The sequence below is a fragment of the uncultured Mailhella sp. genome (genome assembly GCF_944324615.1).
GTDB lineage: Bacteria > Desulfobacterota > Desulfovibrionia > Desulfovibrionales > Desulfovibrionaceae > Mailhella.
Genome location: NZ_CALUWY010000050.1, coordinates 1 through 21,086 on the forward strand (window position 1 = coordinate 1; position 21,086 = coordinate 21,086).

Below are 21,086 nucleotides of genomic sequence, written 5' to 3' on the forward strand. Positions count from 1 at the left end.
TCCGTCTTTGCGGGAAAAGGCCTCCCTGCGGTCTTCTGCGCCCTGCAGGGGCGTGGAAAAACTGATCTTCGGAGAGAAAAAAGCTTGTCTCAGGCACAAAACGGCAACGCGCAGGCTTCCCCGAAGGCGGAGCCGTACCGTGTCCGGCTCCCTCTGTCAGCCATCCGGCCGCACGGCAGAGCGCCCGCACGGCGGCCGGAAAAACGGAAAAGGCGGTGCGCAGGCCTTTCTGCAGCGTTGCGGGCAAAAAAAAAACGCCGGCCTCCCGAGAGAGACCGGCGCTTTCCGACAGAAAAAAGGGCTAGGCGTCGCCCCGGCCCAGAAGGGCGCGGGCGAAATCGTGCGCATCGAAGGGGCGCAGATCTTCCATTTTTTCCCCGAGCCCGATGAAGGTAATGGGCAGTTCAAACTGGCTGGCCACGGCAAGCGCCACGCCGCCCTTGGCCGTACCGTCGAGCTTGGTGAGGATGATTTCATTCACCCCGCTGGTATCCTTGAACATCTTTGTCTGCTGCAGGGCGTTCTGCCCGGTGGTGGCGTCGATGACCAGAATGGTGCGGTGCGGCGCTCCGGCGTGCTTGCGCTCCACCACCATGCGTATCTTGTGCAGTTCGTCCATGAGGTTGGACTTGGTGTGCAGGCGGCCTGCCGTATCAATGAAAATCACGTCGTATCCGCCCTTCAGGCCCTTGTCCATGGCTTCAAAGGCCACGGCCGCAGGATCGGCCCCCATGCCCTTGGCATGGAAATCCGCACCCACGCGCCTGGCCCACTCTTCGAGCTGTTCCACGGCGGCGGCACGGAAGGTATCGGCCGCGGCAATGAGCACCTTCTTGCCCTGCATGCGGGCGCGATAGGCCAGCTTGGCAATGGTGGTGGTCTTGCCCACGCCGTTCACGCCCACCATGAGGATGACTTCCGGCGGATTCACGGCCGTAATGCGGCGGGGAGCCTTGAAGATGGCCTCCACTTCCTCTTCCAGAAGGGGCATGAGCGCGTCGGGCGTGGTCACGCCCTCTTCGCGGGCGCGATCCTTGAGGCGCTTCACCAGGGCAAGGGAAGGTTCGGCCCCCATGTCGGCCATGATGAAGAGCTCTTCCATCTCTTCCCAGAAGGCCGCATCCAGCGCGGAATGGCCGGACATGAGCGCGGCAAGGCCCTGCCCGAAACGGGCGCGGGTGCGCTCAAGGCCGCTCTGCAGCTTGGCGAAAAGGCGGTCGCGCTCGTCTTCCTCATCTTCCATGTCCAGCGCAAGGGCCAGACGATACTGGAGTTCGGAGCGGAAATCCTCCAGCCAGTGATATTCCATGCGCTCCAGCCAGTTCCTGAAATCATCCAGAAAGAGGCGGGCTTCATCTTCAGGGGTTTCCAGTGCGCGCAGCAGGAAGGAAAGACGCGACCAGAGAAGATCGCCCTCTTCCTCCACGCCTTCGAGCACCACGGCCAGCCATGCGGAAAGTTTCGGTTCCGCCTGACGGAGAGCAAGGGCAAGGGCCTCTTCCTCCGGCGAACGGGCAAGCGTGCCCCCGGCGGGAGCGGCGGCCGGAGCTTCGGCAGGGAGCGCTTCCTCCACCGGAGCGGCTTCTTCGGGAGCAGGCGACACTTCGGAAGACGCCTCCAGAGCTTCTTCCGGGCCCTTGTGCGGAGCCTCGGAAGCAGGCTCTTCCGCAGCTTCCTTCCCGGCAGAAACTTCCCCGGCCTCGGGCGCTTCTGCGGCGGCTTCTTCCTCTGCGGGAGTTGCTTCTGCGGGCGCTTCATCTACGGGAGATGCTTCGGCAGAGTCTTCTTCCGGGAGCGGAGCTTCCGGACCGGCGGACGCATCAGCCTTTTCCGGCTCAGGCGTTTCCGGCCCGGCCTTCTCTTCTGCCGGAGCTTCCTGCGGCTTTTCCTCAGCCTGCCCGGAGACTTCCTCCTTCGGGCTTTCCGGCGCTTTTTCCTGCTTCACCTCTTCGGGGGCATGGGAGCCGCCGGAAAAGAATTTTTTTACTGCGGAGAAAAATCCCATATTCACCTCAGGCTGTTATTTGTGACGAATGACCTTGACGGTATCGCCCACCTTGACGCGGGTGGATTGATCCATGCCGTTGAGCGCCAGAAGTTCCATGGGCTTCATGTTGAACTTGCGGGAAATGCTCCACAGGGTTTCGCCGTTCTGCACGCAGTACGTTTCCGCGGTCACGCCCTTGCGGGCGGGGGCGGCCGGAGCCTTTGCCCTGGTCGCGGTACGGGCGGGGGCGGCGGCCACGGCAACAGCCTTGCCGGAAGGAACCTTCAGCTGCTGACCGGGGGAAAGGCTGGAGAGTTTTTCCGCGCCGCCGTTGAGCTCGCACAGTTCCTGGAAGGAGATGCCGTACTTGCGGGAAATGGCATAGGCGGTTTCCCCGCTCTGCACCGTATGGGAAGCCGTGCGCGCCTGAGCCTTGCGGGCCGGAGTCGACTTGACCGCCACCGCTTTCGGGGCGGAAAGGCGGATGACCTGCCCGATGTGCAGCGTGCCGAGTTTGTTTTCGCCGCCGTTGGCGGCATAGATGTCGCTGAGATCCATGTCATACTTTCTGGCGATGGAGGAAAGGGTATCGCCGCTCTGCACCTTGTAGGTGGCGGGCAGAGAGCCTCTGCTGCCGCGAAGTTCCGCCAGAGCGTTCCTGGCATGATCGTTCTTCGACGTGTTTCTGCGCGGAGAAGCCGAGGCAATGGCCGTTTCCCTCACCGGCGCGGAAGGCTGGATGGCGGGGAGATTTCTGCCGCTTGCAGGCATGCGGAGCGTCTGGCCCCGCTTGAGCTTGCCGGGATTGAGCTGACTGATGATGGAGGCGGGAACGCCGGTGCGGGAACTTACCCGGGCCAGGGTGTCGCCCTTGGCCACCTTGTAGTAGCGCCAGCCCGCGCCGGAAAGCCGGCCCGCAAGAAGCGCCTTTGCCTGGGATTCCTTGTTCTTCGGCACATACACGGTGCAGGAGCGCCCGGCCGGAGAGATGGAACGCAGAATATGCGGATTGTAGGCGAGAAATTCCTTCCAGCTCATGTTGAGGCGGCGGCTCAGTTCCACAAGGTCGGTGGCGGGCTTTGCCGTGAGCGTTGCCACGGGAACCAGCACGGGATGATCGGCATCCGGCGACGCAGGCCGTATGCCCAGCGTGTCGGCATTGCGCATGATCTTGGAAATGGCAAGGAAACGCGGCACATAGAGCATGGTTTCCTCGCGCAGCTGCAGGTTGTAGTCCAGCCTGTCGTTCTTCTGGATGATTTCATGAAGCTTGCTTGCGCCCGTGGCTTCCTTGGCGCGGCCTATCTTGCCCTCGCCGCCGTTGTAGGAGGCAACGGCAAGGTGCCAGTCATGAAAGATGTCGTACAGGCGGGAAAGATAGCTGGCCGCCGCTTCGGTGGAGCGGTAGGGATCCCTGCGCTCGTCCGTCCACCAGTCCTGCCGGAGTCCGTAGGCCTTGCCCGTGGAGGAAATGAACTGCCACATGCCCACGGCGTTGGAACGGGACACGGCCACGGGGTTGTAGCCGCTTTCCAGATAGGCGAGATAGGCCAGATCCTCGGGAAGCCCCCGGGAACGGAACACGCTCTTGGTATAGTTCAGGTACGGGATGCTGTTGCGCAGGAAATTCTCCATGGTGCCGCGCCGCTCCCGCGAATACTTGATGAAGTGATAGCGGACCTGCGTTTCCATGGCCGGGGAAAGATTTCTGTCGAGTTTTCCGGTGTTCGCGTAGGCTTTTTTCTCCGTGGGGGAAAGGGCGGAGAGGGAACCCAGATCCACAGCCTCGTTTCTCGCTTCGGCGGAAAGAAGCTCGGGGCTTTCCACCTTCTGCTGATTCGCACAGCCGGAAAGCATGACCAGCGCCGCCATTCCCAGGAAGGGAAGGCGGCACCATTTACCGATATTCATATCTTCACTCCATCGTTGTGGACTTGCATCTCGGACAAAAGCAGGATACCAGCCATAAGGAAAGGGTAAAGATACCTTGAAAAGCGCGGGGATTCAATCCGCAATAACCGGCCCCCCGCAGTTTTTTAAACGCTATCCACTGGAAATAACGGCGCATGATGAGAAACGACCACGACAGGGAAAATTTTTTGCCGGGCATGAAGCCCGTACTGGAAATGCTGGAACGCGAACCCGAACGGGTGGACATGGTCTTTATCCGCAAAGGACGCGCCGGAGCGGAAAGCTCCCGTCTGCTCGACCTCTGCCGCGACTACGGGGTGCGCTTTTCTCTGGTGAACGATGACACCCTCGTGCGCATGGCGGGCGGCGCCGGGCATCAGGGCGTCATTGCCAGGCTGCGCGAGGCCTCCTTCATGCCGTGGGAACAGTTTCTGGAACAGGCGGCGCACGCGCCGCTTCCGCTCATGGTGGCCCTCGATCAGGTGCAGGACCCGGGCAACGTGGGCACGCTGGCCCGCACGCTCTTTGCCATGGGCGGGGCCGGGCTCATTCTGCCGCGGCACAACAGCGCCTTCCTCGGACCGGGCGCACGCCGCTCCGCCGCAGGCGCGCTGGAACGCCTGCCCGTCACCCAGGTGGTCAACCTTTCCCGCGCCGTGGAAGAGGCAAGGCAGGCCGGCTTTGTCACCTGTGCGGCGCAGAAGGTGGAAGAGAGCGTGAATCCCCTTGTGGAAAAACTGCCCCTCCCCGCCCTGCTGGTGCTCGGCAACGAGGAAAAGGGCGTGAGGCCAGGCGTGCTCAAGCACTGCGAATGCAGCCTGTGCATCCCTTTCCGCCGCGACTTCGACTCCCTGAACGTGGCCCAGGCGGGAGCCATACTCATTTCCTGCTTCGCGCGTTCGCTGGACATGTGAGCCTCGGGGCGCCTTCCGCCGCAGCCCCTGGAAAGTACCATGAAAAAAGGCTCCGGCAAATGCCGGAGCCTTTTTCTGCAGGCAGAACAACGTGTTCCACTGCAGGTACTACGCCTTCACGGGCCGCGGCCCGAAAATGTCCGTACCCACACGGATCATGGTGGAACCTTCCTCTATGGCCTGCCGGTAATCACCGGACATGCCCATGGAAAGTTCCGGCAGGGCAAGGCCGGTTCTTGCGGAAAGCTCGTCGCGCAGTTTTCTCAGCGCCGCAAAGTACGGGCGGGCCTCTTCGCCCTCGCCGCAGCGCGGCGGCAGGCACATGAGCCCGCGCAGGCAGAGTCCCGGCCCTTCGGAAGAGACAAGGCCGTCTCTGAGAAGTTCCTCACAGAGCGCCTCCGCAGCGGAAGGCGCAACGCCCGATTTCTGCGGTTCCTCGCCTATGTTTATCTGAAGGAGCGTGTCCTGCGTCGCTCCTTCGGGCAGGCGGCGCAGAAGCGCGCGGGCAAGGTCTGCACGGTCCAGGGTATGCAGCAGGAAAAAGCGCCCCGCCACATCCTTGGCCTTGTTGGTCTGCACCGGGCCTATGGCGTGCCAGCGTATATCGAGAGCGGCAAGTTCCTCCTGCTTGGCGCGGGCTTCCTGCACATAGTTTTCCCCGAAGTCGCGCTGGCCCAGACGGCAGAGCTCGGCAATGTCCGAAGCCGGGTGAAACTTCGATACCGCCACAAGGCGCACGCTTCCCGCCTCACGGCCGGCTCTGCGCACGGACTCGGCCATGGTATCCAGCACGGTTCTCCATCGCTCTTCCAGCAGGCTCATATCCGACAGCCTCCCGCCCCGCAGGGCGCTTCATGATGCAGGAAAGGCGCGCCTGAAGAACGCACCTTTCCCCGGAAAAATGCTCCGCCGGCGGCGGAGACGCCCGGCCGCAGCACGGCCGGGAAAGACACTATTCGTCTTCCAGCCCGAGGTCGTGCAGAAGCTCGGTATCCTCGGCCCAGTTGTCCTTGACCTTGACGAAAAGCTGCAGATGCACCTTGCCGCCGATGAGGTTCTGTATGTCGCGGCGGGCCTCGGTGCCGATTTCCTTGATGGTGGAACCGGCCCGGCCTATGACCATGGCCTTGTGCGAGGGACGCTGCACGAAGATGACCGCATGAATGATGGTCAGGTCGCGCTCAGGCTCCTCCTCCCACGATTCGATGTCCACGGCAGTGGTGTAGGGCACTTCCTGACGCAGGCGCTCGAACACCTTCTCACGCACGATTTCCGCGGCAAGAAAGCGCGTGGGCGCGGTGGAAAGCTGGTCTTCCGGGAACTGGGAGGCGCCTTCGGGCATCATGCTCACGATGATCTTCTTGAGTTCGCCGAGTCCGTCCTTGGTGAGGGCGGACATGGGGAAGACCTCGGCTTTCGGGAAATATTCCTGAAGCTTCACCAGAAGCGGCAGCATGCGCGACTTGTCGTGGAAAAGATCCACCTTGTTCACCACCACGAGCAGGGGGCGCTCGTCGTCCGTGAGGGCGTCGCGCAGGGACTGGATGTCGCGGTCCAGAAATTCCGGACGGCGCAGGTACAGGTCGGCGTCGAGCACCAGCATCACTGCATGCGCGGCGGCCATGCTCTGCCATGCGGCCTGGCTCATCATCTTGCTGAGGTGGCCGCGCTGCTGCTGGCGGGAATGGTTCACGCCGGGCGTATCCATGAAAATGACCTGCGCGCCGGGTTCGGACATGATGCCCACCACACGGCTGCGCGTGGTCTGCGGCTTGGAAGTCACGATGCTTATCTTCTGCCCCAGAAGGGCGTTGAGCAGCGTGGACTTGCCCGCGTTGGGCGGACCCATGAGAGCCACCCATCCGCAACGGTGTTCGTTCTGTATTCTGGCCATGTTTTCTCCGATATATCAAGGTAGCGGGCGCGAAAAGCCTTCGGCGCGCCCTGTCTGTGACGAAAGGGGCTTTACAGATTGAACCACAGCAAGGGGAAACGTCAAGCGTCAATCTCCGACGCTCCGCCCCGGGCGGCGTCGGCGAGAAAGTCGCAGAAATCATCCATCTCCGGGCCGTGGTCGAAGCCCAGAATATGCCCCATGCCGTGGGCCAGAAGCCTCACGGCGTGCACGGGCACCTGCTGCCCGTAGAGCACGCTTTCGCGCTCCAGGGTATCGGCGCTGAGAAAAAGCGTGCCAACTCCCCCTTCATCTCCGGGGAAGCTCAGAATGTTCGTGGGACCGGAGCAGCCGAGATTGCGGAGATTCACGCAGGCGATGTCCCCGTCGGAAGCCACGATGAGCTGCACGGCAAGCTCTTCCGGCCTTCTGCCTCCCGTATCCTCAAAGGCGCGGGGACCGTTTTCCTGCCCGGGCAGCATGCCCGCCTCAAAGGCGGCCCCGTGCATGGCAGAAAGCCACGAAAGCCACTGTCTCCGGCAGAAGCGGCAGGGGGCGCGCATTTCCACATCAAGGTGACTCATGCCCTTTTCTCCCCGTTTCCGGAAGCCCCGGCGCCTTCGGAAGCCTCATTCCGGCCCTCCTGCGCACGCGTCTCCTTCATCGTCTCTTCCGCGCCGGATTTCTCCTGCGCCTTGTCCGCGCCCGCTCTGCCGGGGGTGCCCACCACCCATTCCATCTTCAGCTCTTCGGCCTCCTCCTTCCTGCACTCCTCCACCTTCTGGCGGTTCCTGTGCTGTTCGGGCTTTTCCTCGGGGTAGGCGATACGCTGATGGAAAAGGCCGGTGATGATGCGCACGAAGCTGTCGATGAGCTTGTTCAGGTCGCGGAAGGTGAGGTCCGACTCGTCGAGCTGACCCTCGGCATACACGCCCTTCACGATCTTGGTAACGTGGGCCCGGATGCGCGCCGGGGTGGGATCCACCAGCGTGCGGCTCGACGCCTCCACGGAGTCGGCCAGCATGACGATGGCGGCTTCCTTGCTCTGCGGCCTCGGCCCGGGATAGGAATAATCCTGCAGTCTCGGATTCTCGCCCAGCTGCAGGGCCTTGTTGTAGAAGAACATGGCCCCGCGCGTGCCGTGATGCTGCACGATGATGTCGGTGATCTCGCGGCCGAGATGGTATTCCTCGGCCAGTTCCGCGCCCTGCTTGACGTGGGAAAAGAGAATAAGCGCGCTCATGGCCGGGGAAAGCTTGTCGTGGGGGTTGGGCCCGCCGAACTGGTTTTCCACAAAGTATTCCGGCCGGGAAATCTTGCCTATGTCGTGATAGAGCGCCCCCACCTTGCACAGCAGGCTGTTGGCCCCTATGGCCGCCGCCCCGGCCTCCACCAGGTTGGACACAACGAGAGAGTGATGATAGGTGCCCGGCACCGTCATCATGAGTTCCTGCAGCAGCGGATGCTCAAGGTTCATGAGTTCCATCATGCGGAAGCGCGTGGTGTAGCCCATGAGCATTTCCAGCACGGGGCTCAGGGCAAAAAGCAGGAAGAGCGAACCTATGGCGTTGCAGAACAGCGCCGCCAGCAGCACGGGAAGCTGCGACCATTCCAGATGGATGAACAGCGCCGCGCCGAAGCCCGTCATGAGCATCCACAGAAGCAGCGGCAGGCTCCCCCACACCACGTCCTGCCTGTTCTGCGCGCGCAGCACAAGCCAGGTGTTGGTCATGGACGACATGAAATAAAAGAAGAACAGCGCAATGTCGCCCCGGAAGATGACCGTGGCAAAGAAGGAGAGCATGAGCCCCACGGTGCAGTAGCGCCGCGCGGCGAAAATGAGCGCCGCAAGGCCCGTGCCGCCCGCCACGGGAAAGGCGAAGGCCAGAATATGGGCGATGGGCGTGGAGGCTGCGGCCACCAGCAGGTACATGGTGCCCCATGCGGCCAGGGAAAACACCACGAGCAGCAGGGCGATGAGGTTCTGATCCTTGGTGCGCAGCACCGTGCCCTTGTTGCCGCTCGGCGTGATGAAAAGCCCGAGCAGAAGGAAAAAGCCCAGCACGAAGCAGCCGCAGAACACATGCCAGTCCACCGCGCCGGGCGTGGCGCGGAAAAGGGCCTGAAGCTTGATCTGCTGCTCGTGGGTCACCATGTCGCCCGCGCGCACCAGCACTTCTCCGGGCTGCACCTTGTAGAGCACCGGCTCCACCGCGGCGAGCATTTCCTCGTTGCGCTGACTGGTCACTTCCTGATTCACGGCCAGCGTGGGCACCACCATGAGGGGCATGACCTCCTGAAGCACCACCTTGGCGCGGGAATTGAGCTTTTCCTCCGCACGCAGCTTGCGCCCGAGGGCCACCTTGAGCATGCGGATATCCTTCAGCCCGCCCGCCTGGGTGCGCAGCACTTCCGTGCCGCTGTCCAGATCGCGCACCACGGCCGCGTTGTCGGTGTTGGAAAGCTGGCGCATGTCGGCAATGACGCCGTTGGACAGGGCCGATTCCATCCACGGAATGAGGGTGCTCAGCAGATATTCCTGCACATAGGAGGCCGCAAGCAGACGAAAGGCCGAGGAGGACACGTCGGAAAGGTGCCTCTCGTTGAAGGCGCGGCGCACCTTTTCCAGCCCCGCGTCGTCCAGACCGCGCCTGTTGATCTCGTCGAGCAGGCCGAGACTTTCCTGCCGGAAGCGTTCAATGCCCTTCTTGTCGATGTCGAACACCATGGGCTGGAGCGCCAGCGCCCTGTCGCGCCGCTGCTGCGTGGCCTGCGGGTCCTCCACCAGAAGATCCCTGTCGGAAACCACGTCATGCGCCGCGATTTCCCCGGCGGGATAGACCACGCGCGCCGTGCGCCCCGGCTGCACCGCACAGAGCAGGGAAACCAGCGCAAGCGCCACGGCCAGGGAGAAAAGCCCCCAGTCGTGATGATGGTGCATGAACATGGACCGGGAATGGCCCAGAAGCTGGGAAACACTGACCGGAGATATCTTCCTAGTTTTTTTCATACCGATCGTAAGCTTCCACGATACGGCCCACCAGAGGATGACGGACCACGTCGGAGCTGTGGAAATGATGAACGGCCACGCCGCGCACGCCGTCGAGCACGCGCAGGGCGTGCACAAGGCCTGAACGGGTCTCCCCTTCCTTTTCCCCTTCGCGCAGAAAAGCCCGGTTCACGGGCGGCAGATCTATCTGCGTCACGTCGCCGGTAATGACGGCACGGGAACCGAAGCCCATGCGGGTAAGAAACATCTTCATCTGTTCGCGCGTGGTGTTCTGCGCCTCGTCGAGGATGAGGAAGGCGTCGTTCAGGGTGCGGCCGCGCATGAAGGCAAGCGGCGCCACCTCGATGACGCCCGATTCCTGCTTCTGCGCAAAGCCCTGCGGCCCGAGCATGTCGCTCAGGGCGTCGTAGAGGGGACGCAGGTAGGGATTCACCTTGTCCTCCATGTCGCCGGGCAGAAAGCCCAGCCGCTCCCCCGCCTCCACGGCGGGCCTGGTGAGCACGATCTTCTTCACGCGCTTGGCGGAAAGCATGGAAATGGCCATGGCCACGGCAAGGTAGGTCTTGCCCGTGCCTGCGGGCCCGGTGGCGAACACCAGCTCGTTTCTGCGCAGAAGCTCCATGTACTGCCGCTGCGCCGTGTTGCGGGCCACAATGCTCTTGCGCGGCGAGACAATGACGCTCGCCTCGCGGAACATCCTGCCTATGTCGGCATGACGGTTGCGCAGAAGCTCCTCATAGCCCTGAAGCAGGTCTTCCCCCCGCAGGGTATGGCCGTTCTGCAGAAGCCCGTAGCTCTGGGTGAAGAGATTGAGCAGAAGCTCGCGCTGTTCGGGACGCGGGTCGCTGACGGTAAGTTCCGTGCCCCGCGTCTGCAGATCCGCGCCGGATGCGTCGGCAATGAGTTCGAGATGGGCGTTCAGAGGACCGAAAAGCTGGCTGGCCAGCCCGGCGTCGTCAAAGGCCAGCGTTTCCGCAAAGGACGATTTCACACGCATATCCTGTTTTTCCATGAATCCGCGCGCTGCGCGCGGTACAGCCTTTCTTCTTACGTCAAAACCGGTAAAGAGTCCATAAGCGGCCCTTCTTGCGCGAAAACCCCGGGAAGGCGGGCCCGGCCTTCCCGCCCCGCGAAGAAAAGGCCGCGCCCCTCATCGCGCGCCTTCGGCGGAAAAGTCCGGCATAATCTTCGCCGCAACCTGAAAAAGTCCGCAACAGCGCCCAAAAACGCGGCAAAAAAAATTGCTTTCCTTTTCCCGGCATTTTCCCCATATTTATAACTAAGTCTTTGAAGTGATGGATAATAGCGCTTATCCGGTAATAACTGTTATTTTTCTTCCCCCCTTGTCATAACAAAAAAGGGGTTTTACACTGGCTCCACTCTTTTGGCAAAGTTTTTCCCAACCCATAAATCCGCCTCCTTTCCTGCGGAGGCCGGAGGTAAGGTTTTTCCATGTCTTTTCCTGCGCTGAAAATCGGTGATCTCATCGCCCGCACGCCCATAGTCCAGGGCGGCATGGGCGTCGGCATATCTCTTTCCCGTCTGGCTTCGGCCGTGGCCGAGGAAGGCGGCATCGGCGTCATTGCCGGGGCCATGGTGGGCATGCGCGAACCCGACGTTGCCTCCAACCCCATCGAAGCCAACGTGCGCGCCCTGCGCCGCGAAATCGAAAAGGCCCGCGCCGCCACTTCGGGCATCATCGGCGTGAACATCATGGTGGCGCTCACCACCTTTGCCGAAATGGTGAAGGCCTCCATCGAATCCCATGCCGACGTGATCTTCTCCGGGGCGGGACTGCCCATGGATCTTCCCAGGATCTTTCAGGAAACCTGCGAACAGAAGAAGGAAGAATTCCGCACCAAGCTCGTCCCCATCGTTTCCTCGGGCCGCGCCGCCACCCTCATCGCCAAGAAGTGGATGTCCAGAACCGGCCTTCTGCCCGACGCCTTCGTGCTCGAAGGCCCCAAGGCGGGCGGACACCTCGGCTTTGCCGAAGAACACATCTTCGATGAGGCCTTTGCGCTGGAAAAGCTGGTCTCCGGCGTGACGGACGCCGCCAGGGCATTGGAAGACAAGGCCGGGCGGGCCATTCCCGTCATCACGGGCGGCGGTGTGTTCAGCGGCGCGGACATTGCAAGAATGCTCGCCCTCGGCGCCTCCGGCGTGCAGATGGCCACCCGCTTCGTGGCCACCGACGAATGCGATGCGGACATCCGCTTCAAGCAGGCCTATGTGAACGCCAGGGAAGAAGACGTGACCATCATTCACAGCCCCGTGGGCATGCCCGGCCGCGCGCTGGACAACGATTTCATCCGTGCCGCACGCGAAGGCCGGAAGAAGCCCTTCAAGTGCGTGTTCCACTGCATCAAGACCTGCGACCCCTCCACCACCCCCTACTGCATCTCCTCCGCCCTCATCAATGCCATGAAAGGCAACCTCGACAAGGGCTTTGTATTCTGCGGCTCCAATGTGGGGCGCGTGAAGAGCATCGTTTCCGTGCATGAGCTTGTGGAAAGCCTGCGCCGGGAATACGACGAATACATGGAAGGGCTGAAGAAGCAGCCCGCCATGGCCTGATTTCGGTGCTCCGGCCCCGCCCTTTCTCTCCCGGGGCAGGGCCGCCGTGCTCCTCCTGAGTGGAAAACGCCGCCTTTACGGGCGGCGTTTTCTTTTTCCCTGCAGAACGCCGTAACCTTTCCCTCTGAGAGCATCGGGCAAGAAAAGGGAAGAATCGTATCTACCCTTTCCCCGCCTGCCGCGATACCACAGGCATAAGCGGGAAAAAGACATACCGGCCGTACTCCCCGCCCGGGCACGAGGCTTGCCTCAGGCTCAACAGGTACGGTAAAGGACAGAACATGAAGCGACGCGACTTTCTCAGAACCACGCTCACGGCCGCAGGGGGAGCGCTCTTCGCCGCGTCCGCCCTTTCCCATGCCCGGACGGACGAAAACGCACAGGGAGACAGCATGAACATTCTGGTACTCACCGGCAGTCCGAGGAAAAACGGCAATTCCAGCACGCTGGCCGCACACTTCATCCGCGGCGCGGAGGAGGCCGGGCACAAGGTGGCCCGCTTCGACGCTGCCCTGCGCAACGTGCACCCGTGCACGGCCTGCAACAGCTGCGGCATGAACGGCCCCTGCGTGTTTCAGGACGATTTCACCTTTGTCCGGGAACACATTCTCCGGGCCGACGTGGTGGCCTTTGCCACGCCCATGTATTATTTCGGCATCTCCGCCCAGCTCAAGGCCGTCATCGACCGCTTCTACGCCATAAGCTCCCTGCTCCACACGCCGAAGAAGGCCGTGCTCATGATGACCTACGCCAACCATTCCGCAAGGAACGAAAGCCCCATCCTCACCCATTACGAGGTGCTTCTGGACTACCTCGGCTGGACGGATGCGGGGCGCGTCATCGCCCACGGCGTATGGCCCGCCGGAGCCGTGGAACGCACGGCGTTTCCTCAGCAGGCCTATGCCCTGGGCAGAAGCCTCTGAGCGTTCCGCAGACACAGGACCTGAACAGCTGAAGTTGCCGCCGCAGGCACGCCCGTGCCCGGGGCGGCAGCAAAGGAGAGCGTGTGAAGCGAAGAACCTTTCTCGGAGCCGCGGCGGCAACCCTTGCCGTCGGAGCCGGAGGCGGCATGGCCTTTCTGGGGCAGGAAAAATTCGGAGCCCTGCCCGAGGCGGAAGACATGCTCCGCATCACGGCTTCCCCGCACTTCAGGGACGGCATATTCCACAACCTGGTGCCCCGTCCCGTTCTGAGCGACGGGAGCACCCTTGCAGGAACGCTTTTCCGCTTTCTCACGGAAAAAAGAGTGAATACCGAGCCGCCCCGGCCCGTGCCCTCCCTGCGGCCGGACTTCAGCGCGCTCCGGAGCGCCGGCGACACCCTCGTGTGGCTGGGGCATTCCTCGTTTTTCCTTCAGCTCGGCGGCAGGCGCGTGCTCATCGACCCGGTGCTCGGCGACCATGCCTCGCCCGTATCCTTCAACGTTCCGGCCTTCCCCGGCTCCACGCCCTGTAGTGTGGACGATATTCCCCCGGTGGACTGCCTGCTCATTTCCCACGATCACTGGGACCACCTGGAATACCCCACCGTCATGGCGCTCAGGGAGCGCATCGGCCTTGTGGTCTGCGGGCTGGGCATGGGCGCGCACTTCCGGCGCTGGGGCTTCGACCGGGCGCGCATCCGCGAAGCGGACTGGGGCGAAACCCTGAACATAGGCGACACGCTCCGCATCCACGTCACCACCGCAAGCCACTATTCCGGCCGCGGCATCACACGGAACAAGGCCCTCTGGACGGGCTTTCTGCTGGAAACGCCCGGGCGCAGGGTGTTCTTCAGCGGCGACAGCGGCTACGGCCCCCACTTTGCCGACTTAGGCAGGCGCTTTTCCGGTGTGGATATCGCCCTTCTGGACTCGGGCCAGTACAACGAACGCTGGAAATACATCCACATGACGCCGGAACAGGCCGTGCGCGCGGCCACGGATCTCGGGGCGGCCTGTCTTCTGCCCGCGCATACGGGCCGCTTCGCCCTGGCCTATCACCCGTGGGACGAGCCCTTCCGCCGCGCGGTCCTGGCGGCGGAAAAAGCCTCCCTGCGCCTTGTGACGCCCGTCATCGGGCAGGCCCTGTCCCTTGCCGGTCCCCTGCCCGCCCTGCCCCGCTGGTGGGAAGACATGAACAAGGCTTAAACGCGCTCTGCTCCCGGAAAAACCTCCCCGACGAACACGAAAAAACGCCGTCCGTACCCCTTTCAGGGTACGGACGGCGTTTTTCACTCCACGGGCAGGGAACATTCCCCGTCCGTACGAAAACCTCCCGCCTCCACGGACGGAAGGCGCGGCCCTTGCGGACCCGCGCTACGGCCTCAGGTAGGCGAAGCCTTCGCGCTGCAATTTCACGATTTCCACCACGCCCGCAGGCACGACCTCACAGCCTTCCCACAGCTCGGAAACGGGCACGTTGAAGGCCTTCAGCGCATTGTTGCACAGCCGGATGGAAAGCCCTTCGGCCATGAGCTTCTTCCCGCGTTCGGCAAGTTCCGCATTCTCGCGGGTGAAAAGCTGAATGGCCGGGCCGTTGGCCACCATGACGATGGAAAACTTTTCTCCCGGCAGACCGGCCTTGTAGTTCGCCACATTGTTGAAGGCGAGGTTCAGGCGGCCTTTGTCGTTGTCGTCCACATGGATGATGAGGTCGTAGTACATGGGCTTCTCCTTGCGTTTACTTGCGCAGATCGGAATACCAGCCGGCGGCCTGGCGGAGCAGGCGCATGTTGCGTTCGGCCATGGCGAAGGGTTCGTTCATGTAGCCGTCGAGCAGCAGCGTGGTGTCGAAAAGGGTGTTGACCATATCCTTGAACGTGTCGTCATCCGCACCGCTCTTGCAGATGTGCATGAGCGCGCGCACCAGAGCATGGTCGGGGTTGAGTTCAAGAATCTTCTGCGGGATGCCGTCGCTCTTCTGCATGACGCGCATGAGCTTTTCCATGGAGGAACTCACGCCGTCGGGCGAAACGAGGCAGGCCGCCCCGTCGATGGCCTTGGTGGCGACGCGCACATCCTTCACCTGATCGCCGAGGATGGACTTCACCGCAGCGATGAGGGCGTCAAGTTCCGGCTTTTCCTCTTCGGAAAGGGGTTCAGGACGCGGCTCCGCATCCTCCACATCGGGGAAGGCGTCCAGCGCGCCCGCCTCGGCAAGCTCCACGGACTTGAAGGGGTGCTTCTGGTACTCCATGATGGTTTCCAGCGCAAACTCATCCACAGGATCGGTGAGGAAGAGCACTTCCACGCCCTTGCGGCGGAACTGACCGAGATGCGGGTTCACCTTGGCCGCTTCCATGGAGGAGGCCGCCACATACCAGATTTCCTTCTGGTCGGGCTTCATGCGGGAAATGTAGTCGTCAAGGCTCGTGAGCTTGTCTTCCTGCGCCGTGGAATAGTAGCGCAGCAGAGGCGCCACGCGGTCGCGGTACTGGAAGCTGTCGAAACCGAACTTGATGTACTTGCCGTGCAGCTTCCACATGGCCTCGTACTTTTCAGGATCGCTCTTGGCCATGCGCTCGAAGTGGGTGAGCAGCTGACGGGTGATGGTCTGGGCGATCTTGCGCAGCACCACGTTTTCCTGAAGCGTTTCGCGGGAAATGTTGAGGGGCAGATCCTCGGTATCCACCACGCCCTTCATGAACGCGAAGTAGTTGGGCAGAAGTTCCTTGTTGTGGCGGTCGATGAGCACGCGGCGCACATAGAGGTCGGGCCCCCATTCGTCCTTGCGTTCGTCGAACACGTCAACGGCAGTGCCGGGAATGTACAGCAGGCAGTTGAACTGCACCGGCGCATCCACGGAAAAATGAATGACATCCAGAGGTTCCTTCTGATCGTAGGTGAGGAACTTGTAGAAGTCGTTGTACTGCTCCTTAGTGATGGAGAACCTGGGTTCCCTCCACAGGGCGGCCGTGGTGTTGATGCGCTTGCCGTCAAGCTCGATGGCAAAGGGCAGGAAGTTGGAATGCTTGCGGATCACGCCTTCCAGACGGAAGCTTTCCTCGTATTCGTGCGCATCGTCGCGCAGGAAGATCTTCACGCTGGTGCCGCGCCTGATGCCTTCGGCCTCCGCGCCCTCCAGCGTACGCAGGGTGAAGCTGCCCATGCCGTCGGAAGTCCAGACATGGGGCGTTCCGTCGCCCGTGGCGGATACGGAGGTGACTTCCACCTTCTTCGCCACCATGAACACGGAATAGAAGCCTATGCCGAAACGGCCGATGATCTGGGCCGCATCGCTGGGCTTGGAGTCGTCGTGCTCGACAATGGCTTCCTCGCCGTCGGCAGGCGCGGCCTCATCCTTCTTTTCCTCTCCGGCGGCCGGGGCCTCGGCGGCCTTTTCCGCCTCTCTCTCACGCAGGAACTGTTCGGAACCGGAATGGGCGATGGTGCCGAGGTTCTCCACCATTTCCTCTTCGGTCATGCCTATGCCGGTATCGGCAATGGTGAGGACATGGTTGTCCTTGTCCACGCTGATGCGGATTTCCAGGGGCAGTTCGGGGTCACGCACGTCGCCGCCGGTGGTCTGAAGAAAGCGCACCTTCTCCAGGGCGTCGGAAGCGTTGGAAAGAAGTTCACGAAGGAATATCTCGTGATTGGTGTACAGAGAATGGGTAAGAATGTTGAGCAGCTTGCACGTTTCCGCGCGAAACTGATGCGTGGTTTCCGCCATGTGTGGCCTCCTGATATGTTTCCGACGGCAGGGACGGGCCCGGCCCGGGGATCATTGAAGAAAGGGCCCGTTTCCCGGGCCCAACAGTCACATAAGGCGCAACACGCCGAAGTCAAGAGTCAAATGGAAAAAACACGCCGCTTCCCCGCAGAAGGGCATGGACGGGGGAACGCGCCCCCGGCCTCCGGGATATCCCGCGCCGCACCGTGCCCGGGGCGGCCGGTGCGGCAGGGATGCTAAAACGCTCTTTCCGTGGTGGTGCCGAGAACGGCGGAAAGAAGGCGCGGCGATACGCCGTTTCTTTCCCATGCGTAGGGAACAAGCGACGAGGCGCTGATGTCGCCGTTTTCACCGAAGCGGGCGGAAAAGGCCGTATCCGCCCTGTGCACAAAATCGCGCAGGGCCGCATCGTCCACCATGGGGCAGCCTTCCGAAGCCAGAGGCTCGCGGTACTCCACCAGAAGCTTCTGTCCGCCGTTGTCCAAGATCCACACATACTGGCTCACCAGCACGCCCGCCGTCCAGCCCGCGCCGTGTCCGGCAAAGGCGGGCATCCACGGATCAAGATGCACGGGACGCACGAACACGCGCTGCGTCACACTGCCGTACCGGTCCGAAGAGCAGCCGTACAGCACGGGCAGAAATTCCAGATTGGTGCCCATGATGCCGGGGGCCCAGAAGCGGGAACCCGCATCGGCCAGCGCCACGGCCAGCTGCGTGTTCTTTCCCGCGCTCAGGCAGTACCAGACCAGCCCTTCGCCGGTGTCGGAGAAAGAACGGTCCGTGGTAAGGGAAACCGTCATCCTGCCCTGCGCCACCACGGCAAGCCCGGGCGAAGCCTTCACCGCCACCGTGGGTCGTGCCGTGGACTCAAAGGAGGCCTCGGGCCCGGCTCCCCTCAGCACCGACCATTCTGCAAACGCCGAACAGGGCAGAGACAATGCCAGAAACGCCAGCACAGAAAAAAGATACTTCATCACGCTCTCTCCGTGTTTTCTGCCCCGGACCATCCGGGAACAGGAAACCAACCTAGCAGAAGGCAGGGGAAAAAGAAGGCCGCAGAGCCTGAAGAACCATGAGTAATCATGCACGGTTGCAGAAACTACTTGCGCCCTGCATGATGTTTTGCGCTGTCCGGTGAGCCGCCCATGCCGTGCCGGGCAAAAGCTGCCTGCGCCGCACAAAGGCCCGCGCGCCTTCCCGAAGGCGCGCAGAAAAGCCCGCAGGGCATGAAAAAGGCCGGTCCCGAAGGAACCGGCCTCATGCACCGTATCAGCGCGCCCTGCAATGAGGGCGCGGAAAAGGTTTACGCAAGGCGCGTGCGCCTTACGAGAGCTGCTGTATGCCGTCCAGCTTCCAGCTGTCGCCCTCGCGGCGGGAACAGACGAAGTGCCACACTTCCCGCACCTGTTCGGGGCGGGCGGCGCGCTGATCCTCGCGCATGAGCACGTCGAAGTACACGGCCACGCGGCGCAGGTCGCCCTCTTCCCGCACTTCCAGAATGGAGGCGTTCACCAGCAAAATTTCCGTCTTGCCGGGGTTCGGGTCCTCTTTGGCCTGTTCGCGCAGTTCCTGCATCACGTCATCGGTGGCGAAGTTGGCGATGTCGTCCAGATCGCGGCGGTCCCACGAGCTCTGGAGGCGGGTATAGGCCGCCTTGGCTCCGCGCAGGAACTCATCCTGATCGAAATCTGCGGGAATGTCGGCCGCAGTCTGCGCGGCTTCCTGCGCCGGGGCCTGAGGCGCGGAACGCAGGCTGTCCCACGCGCCGCCGGCCTGACCGTAGGGCTGCGAACCTGCGGAAGTATCCTGATAATTCATGCTGCGGGGCACCTCACGCTCCTCGCGGGAAGATTCCTGCCCGCCGCGGAAACGGCGGAACAGACGCACGCCGAAGTACACGAGAAGGCCGAGAAGAAGCAGGTTCATGAGGCCGCCCACCATGCCGCCGCCCATACCGGTGCCGCCCAGCAGGGAACCGAGCATGGTACCGGCCAGAAGGCCGCCGAACAGACCGCCGAAAAGGCCGGTTTTGTTGTTCGCCATGGTGGCCGCGCCGCCGTTGGCACGGCTGGAGGCAAGGGGAGCCTGACGATTCACGGAAGAAGAACCTCCCTGAAACGCTCCGGACGGAGGAGTGGCCGGGCGGCTCATTATGGAGGAGCTGCCGAAACTGCGTCCTTTGCCGAGACGGGCGGCGTCCGCGAAATCAGGCGCGGCAAGGGTCAGCGAGGCAAGACAGGCTGCGCAGAGGGCAAGGGTTTTCCACTTTTTCATGTTCTTTCCTTATGGACTGGGTTAACAACCGGCCCGCCTCTCGCAGGCCGGGTACAATCGAGATTACCATAATCATGAAAAGCGAAAATGGGAAGGGGGGAAGAAAAAGTTTTCCCGGAAGACTGTACAACAAAAAGTCATCTCTTCCATGGCTTTTCACAAGTCTTGCTGCAACATGCTCCTTTCCGGAGCGCGGAGTTTCTCCTCTCTGGAAAAGCATGCCGGAAAGGTTGGTTGTGCATTGCTTCCGGTAAAAAGAACAGGGACTCTCCCCCTTATATCGGAAAGATGAAGAGCGTATTTTCTGCACAACACGTCTTTTGCACAGGCATACTCCCCTTCCCCTGCATACGAAGCGCACGCCGCAGAGGCATGACGGAAAGAAAAACGCCGCCCGGCGTCTGATATTCCGAAGCGGCCCTGCCGCCCCTGTTCCCGGGCGGCTCTTTTCTCAGGGGATTTTCTGCGCCTGCACTGCGCCCCGGCACGCTTCAGCATACCGGAAAAAGGCAAAAAAAAGTGCAGTCTGCAACAGACTGCACCGAAACCATGTCCCTGCAGGGGGAAAGCCCGCGACCGGGCCGCAGAGAGGAGCCGGGGCACGGCTCCTTGACATGCCTGTACGGGGCCGTGCTGCGGCAGAAAAGCCCTCCGCATCCCCCGCATGGAGGACGCGGCACGCTCCGGCGGAGCTTCTCCGCTTCGCCTGGAGCCGCACGGCCTTTTCAGACTATTCCATGGCGCGGAGGAAAAGAATGACGGCGGCAAGGGCGAGAAAGGCCAGCACGATGCGCTGGAAAAGCTTCTGATTGATGCGGCGTCCCATGCGCACACCCATGACCTGCCCCACCAGGCATCCGGCAAAGCCGACGAGGGAAACCTGAACGAGCGTTGTGGTGTACAGCCCCGCAAAGGCCTGGGAAGCCACGGAGGCAATGCCCGTGAATACATAGAACACGCTCATGTTGCCGCGGGAACGGTCGGGCGACCAGTGCTTCATGAGCACATAAATGCCGAGGGGCGCGCCCACCATGGCCACGGAACCGCTCACAAAGCCGCAGATGAGGCCCGCCGTGAGGCCGATGACGGTGGAATCGGGCAGGCGGTAGGTGGCGAAGCGGTGAAAGCACTGCATGACCACAAAGCAGGCCAGCATGGCGCACACCATGAGCTGCAGCACCTGCATGGAGGCGATGCGGAGGATGAGCGCCCCCAGAATGCAGCCGGGAATGGCCCCGATGACCAGATCGCGGATATCGCCCCAGCTGCAGGCCTTGCGGTAGGAATAGGCGAGATGCACCGTGCCGAACAGGCCGGTAAGGCAGGAAACCAGCACGGCGTCGCTGGGAGAAAGCACCGCCGTGAGCAGCGGCATGGCGATCATGATGGTTCCAATGCCGGTGGCGCCGCCGACAATGCCGCCGAAAAACCAGCCCAGCGCAACCATGGAACAGGTCCAGACAAAATCCATAGGAGACTCCCGTAACACATCGAGCCGGGCGCGGGCCTGAAGCAGGCATCGCGGGAACATGTCCTGCGCTTTTCCGGCACACCGCCGTCATGCAAAAAAGAGAAAAAAAACACTTTGTTTTGCGTTATACGCCGCGACTCTGGCCCTGTCCAGAGAAGTGACGGTGAAAGAGACAGGAACAAGGTGATAAAGAGACGGAAACAAGGTGATGGCCACCGCACCTGCGCTTTTCCGGGCATGAAAAAAGGGCGGAAGCCTGAGCTTCCGCCCTTCCGGCCGGGGCGCGGCGCGCCCCGGCTTCTGTCTGACGATTTACTCTTCTTCCCACTTGATGAAGCCGGGCTTCACGTCGGTCATGGCATTGACGATGAGTTCGACAAGGCCGCCGTACTG

Annotated in this window: 17 protein-coding genes; 5 read left to right on the forward strand and 12 right to left on the reverse strand. The window is 62.2% G+C overall.

All coding sequences use genetic code 11. The annotated features are described in order from the left end of the window. Window positions 1-301 precede the first annotated feature (301 nt). Both ftsY and Q0K07_RS09805 read right to left on the reverse strand, forming a co-directional pair. Window positions 302-2,005, reverse strand: a complete 1,704-nt coding sequence (gene ftsY, locus Q0K07_RS09800) for a signal recognition particle-docking protein FtsY (RefSeq protein WP_294558835.1) — start codon at window positions 2,003-2,005, stop codon at window positions 302-304. A 15-nt stretch (window positions 2,006-2,020) separates the two neighbouring features. Then, window positions 2,021-3,898: a LysM peptidoglycan-binding domain-containing protein gene (locus Q0K07_RS09805; protein WP_294558836.1), complete on the reverse strand. Its 1,878-nt coding sequence runs from the start codon at window positions 3,896-3,898 to the stop codon at window positions 2,021-2,023. A 155-nt stretch (window positions 3,899-4,053) separates the two neighbouring features. Here Q0K07_RS09805 and Q0K07_RS09810 point away from each other — a divergent pair, with 155 nt between their 5' ends. Continuing rightward, window positions 4,054-4,812 (forward strand): RNA methyltransferase, encoded by a 759-nt coding sequence (locus Q0K07_RS09810; protein WP_294558837.1) that lies wholly within the window; start codon window positions 4,054-4,056, stop codon window positions 4,810-4,812. Between the two features lie 108 nt (window positions 4,813-4,920). On the opposite strand, the gene Q0K07_RS09815 is transcribed toward Q0K07_RS09810, so the two are convergent. The 5 genes from Q0K07_RS09815 to Q0K07_RS09835 form a co-directional block, all read right to left on the reverse strand. After that, window positions 4,921-5,634 carry a YggS family pyridoxal phosphate-dependent enzyme gene (locus Q0K07_RS09815; protein ID WP_294558838.1) on the reverse strand — a complete coding sequence of 238 codons (714 nt, stop codon included), beginning with the start codon at window positions 5,632-5,634 and terminating at the stop codon, window positions 4,921-4,923. 130 nt (window positions 5,635-5,764) lie between these two features. Further along, a complete protein-coding gene (era, locus tag Q0K07_RS09820) occupies window positions 5,765-6,706 on the reverse strand; it encodes a GTPase Era (protein ID WP_294558839.1) in 942 nt (313 codons plus the stop codon). 101 nt (window positions 6,707-6,807) lie between these two features. Further along, window positions 6,808-7,290, reverse strand: a complete 483-nt coding sequence (ybeY, locus tag Q0K07_RS13295; protein ID WP_367178889.1) for an rRNA maturation RNase YbeY — start codon at window positions 7,288-7,290, stop codon at window positions 6,808-6,810. Further along, window positions 7,287-9,716, reverse strand: a complete 2,430-nt coding sequence (locus Q0K07_RS09830; RefSeq protein ID WP_294558840.1) for an HDIG domain-containing metalloprotein — start codon at window positions 9,714-9,716, stop codon at window positions 7,287-7,289. Before Q0K07_RS09830 ends, ybeY begins: the two co-directional genes overlap by 4 nt. Then, the gene (locus tag Q0K07_RS09835; RefSeq protein ID WP_294558841.1) at window positions 9,703-10,713 is read right to left on the reverse strand and encodes a PhoH family protein; all 1,011 of its coding nucleotides are present in this window, start codon (window positions 10,711-10,713) and stop codon (window positions 9,703-9,705) included. The genes Q0K07_RS09830 and Q0K07_RS09835 overlap by 14 nt, the downstream gene beginning before the upstream one ends. Window positions 10,714-11,168: 455 nt before the next feature. Between Q0K07_RS09835 and Q0K07_RS09840 the strand changes: the two genes are divergently transcribed. From Q0K07_RS09840 to Q0K07_RS09850, 3 genes are all read left to right on the forward strand, one after another. Then, entirely contained in the window at window positions 11,169-12,293 is a 1,125-nt protein-coding gene (locus Q0K07_RS09840) for a nitronate monooxygenase (protein WP_294558842.1), read from the forward strand. 281 nt (window positions 12,294-12,574) lie between these two features. Further along, entirely contained in the window at window positions 12,575-13,216 is a 642-nt protein-coding gene (locus Q0K07_RS09845) for a flavodoxin family protein (RefSeq protein ID WP_294558843.1), read from the forward strand. An 83-nt stretch (window positions 13,217-13,299) separates the two neighbouring features. Beyond that, a complete protein-coding gene (locus Q0K07_RS09850; RefSeq protein WP_294558844.1) occupies window positions 13,300-14,421 on the forward strand; it encodes an MBL fold metallo-hydrolase in 1,122 nt (373 codons plus the stop codon). 168 nt (window positions 14,422-14,589) lie between these two features. On the opposite strand, the gene Q0K07_RS09855 is transcribed toward Q0K07_RS09850, so the two are convergent. The 5 genes from Q0K07_RS09855 to Q0K07_RS09875 form a co-directional block, all read right to left on the reverse strand. After that, window positions 14,590-14,937: a DsrE family protein gene (locus Q0K07_RS09855; RefSeq protein WP_294558845.1), complete on the reverse strand. Its 348-nt coding sequence runs from the start codon at window positions 14,935-14,937 to the stop codon at window positions 14,590-14,592. A 16-nt stretch (window positions 14,938-14,953) separates the two neighbouring features. Next, window positions 14,954-16,945, reverse strand: coding sequence for a molecular chaperone HtpG (gene htpG, locus Q0K07_RS09860; protein ID WP_294558846.1), 1,992 nt, complete (start codon window positions 16,943-16,945; stop codon window positions 14,954-14,956). A gap of 236 nt (window positions 16,946-17,181) precedes the next feature. Then, a complete protein-coding gene (locus tag Q0K07_RS09865; protein ID WP_294558850.1) occupies window positions 17,182-17,922 on the reverse strand; it encodes a DUF4851 domain-containing protein in 741 nt (246 codons plus the stop codon). Window positions 17,923-18,271: 349 nt separating this feature from the next. Then, window positions 18,272-19,222, reverse strand: coding sequence for a Tim44 domain-containing protein (locus Q0K07_RS09870; RefSeq protein WP_294558847.1), 951 nt, complete (start codon window positions 19,220-19,222; stop codon window positions 18,272-18,274). Between the two features lie 730 nt (window positions 19,223-19,952). Next, a complete protein-coding gene (locus tag Q0K07_RS09875) occupies window positions 19,953-20,693 on the reverse strand; it encodes a sulfite exporter TauE/SafE family protein (protein WP_294558848.1) in 741 nt (246 codons plus the stop codon). A gap of 183 nt (window positions 20,694-20,876) precedes the next feature. Between Q0K07_RS09875 and Q0K07_RS09880 the strand changes: the two genes are divergently transcribed. Then, window positions 20,877-21,086: hypothetical protein (locus tag Q0K07_RS09880; RefSeq protein ID WP_294558849.1), on the forward strand; the 210-nt coding region annotated here is incomplete at its 3' end.

Bases quoted from the DNA above. Each gene is read 5' to 3' on its own strand.
- ftsY (WP_294558835.1), bottom strand. From the start codon at position 2,005: ATGGGATTTTTCTCCGCAGTAAAAAAATTCTTTTCCGGCGGCTCCCAT.
- Q0K07_RS09805 (WP_294558836.1), bottom strand. From the start codon at position 3,898: ATGAATATCGGTAAATGGTGCCGCCTTCCCTTCCTGGGAATGGCGGCG.
- Q0K07_RS09810 (WP_294558837.1), top strand. From the start codon at position 4,054: ATGATGAGAAACGACCACGACAGGGAAAATTTTTTGCCGGGCATGAAG.
- Q0K07_RS09815 (WP_294558838.1), bottom strand. From the start codon at position 5,634: ATGAGCCTGCTGGAAGAGCGATGGAGAACCGTGCTGGATACCATGGCC.
- era (WP_294558839.1), bottom strand. From the start codon at position 6,706: ATGGCCAGAATACAGAACGAACACCGTTGCGGATGGGTGGCTCTCATG.
- ybeY (WP_367178889.1), bottom strand. From the start codon at position 7,290: ATGAGTCACCTTGATGTGGAAATGCGCGCCCCCTGCCGCTTCTGCCGG.
- Q0K07_RS09830 (WP_294558840.1), bottom strand. From the start codon at position 9,716: ATGAAAAAAACTAGGAAGATATCTCCGGTCAGTGTTTCCCAGCTTCTG.
- Q0K07_RS09835 (WP_294558841.1), bottom strand. From the start codon at position 10,713: ATGCGTGTGAAATCGTCCTTTGCGGAAACGCTGGCCTTTGACGACGCC.
- Q0K07_RS09840 (WP_294558842.1), top strand. From the start codon at position 11,169: ATGTCTTTTCCTGCGCTGAAAATCGGTGATCTCATCGCCCGCACGCCC.
- Q0K07_RS09845 (WP_294558843.1), top strand. From the start codon at position 12,575: ATGAAGCGACGCGACTTTCTCAGAACCACGCTCACGGCCGCAGGGGGA.
- Q0K07_RS09855 (WP_294558845.1), bottom strand. From the start codon at position 14,937: ATGTACTACGACCTCATCATCCATGTGGACGACAACGACAAAGGCCGC.
- htpG (WP_294558846.1), bottom strand. From the start codon at position 16,945: ATGGCGGAAACCACGCATCAGTTTCGCGCGGAAACGTGCAAGCTGCTC.
- Q0K07_RS09865 (WP_294558850.1), bottom strand. From the start codon at position 17,922: ATGAAGTATCTTTTTTCTGTGCTGGCGTTTCTGGCATTGTCTCTGCCC.
- Q0K07_RS09870 (WP_294558847.1), bottom strand. From the start codon at position 19,222: ATGAAAAAGTGGAAAACCCTTGCCCTCTGCGCAGCCTGTCTTGCCTCG.
- Q0K07_RS09875 (WP_294558848.1), bottom strand. From the start codon at position 20,693: ATGGATTTTGTCTGGACCTGTTCCATGGTTGCGCTGGGCTGGTTTTTC.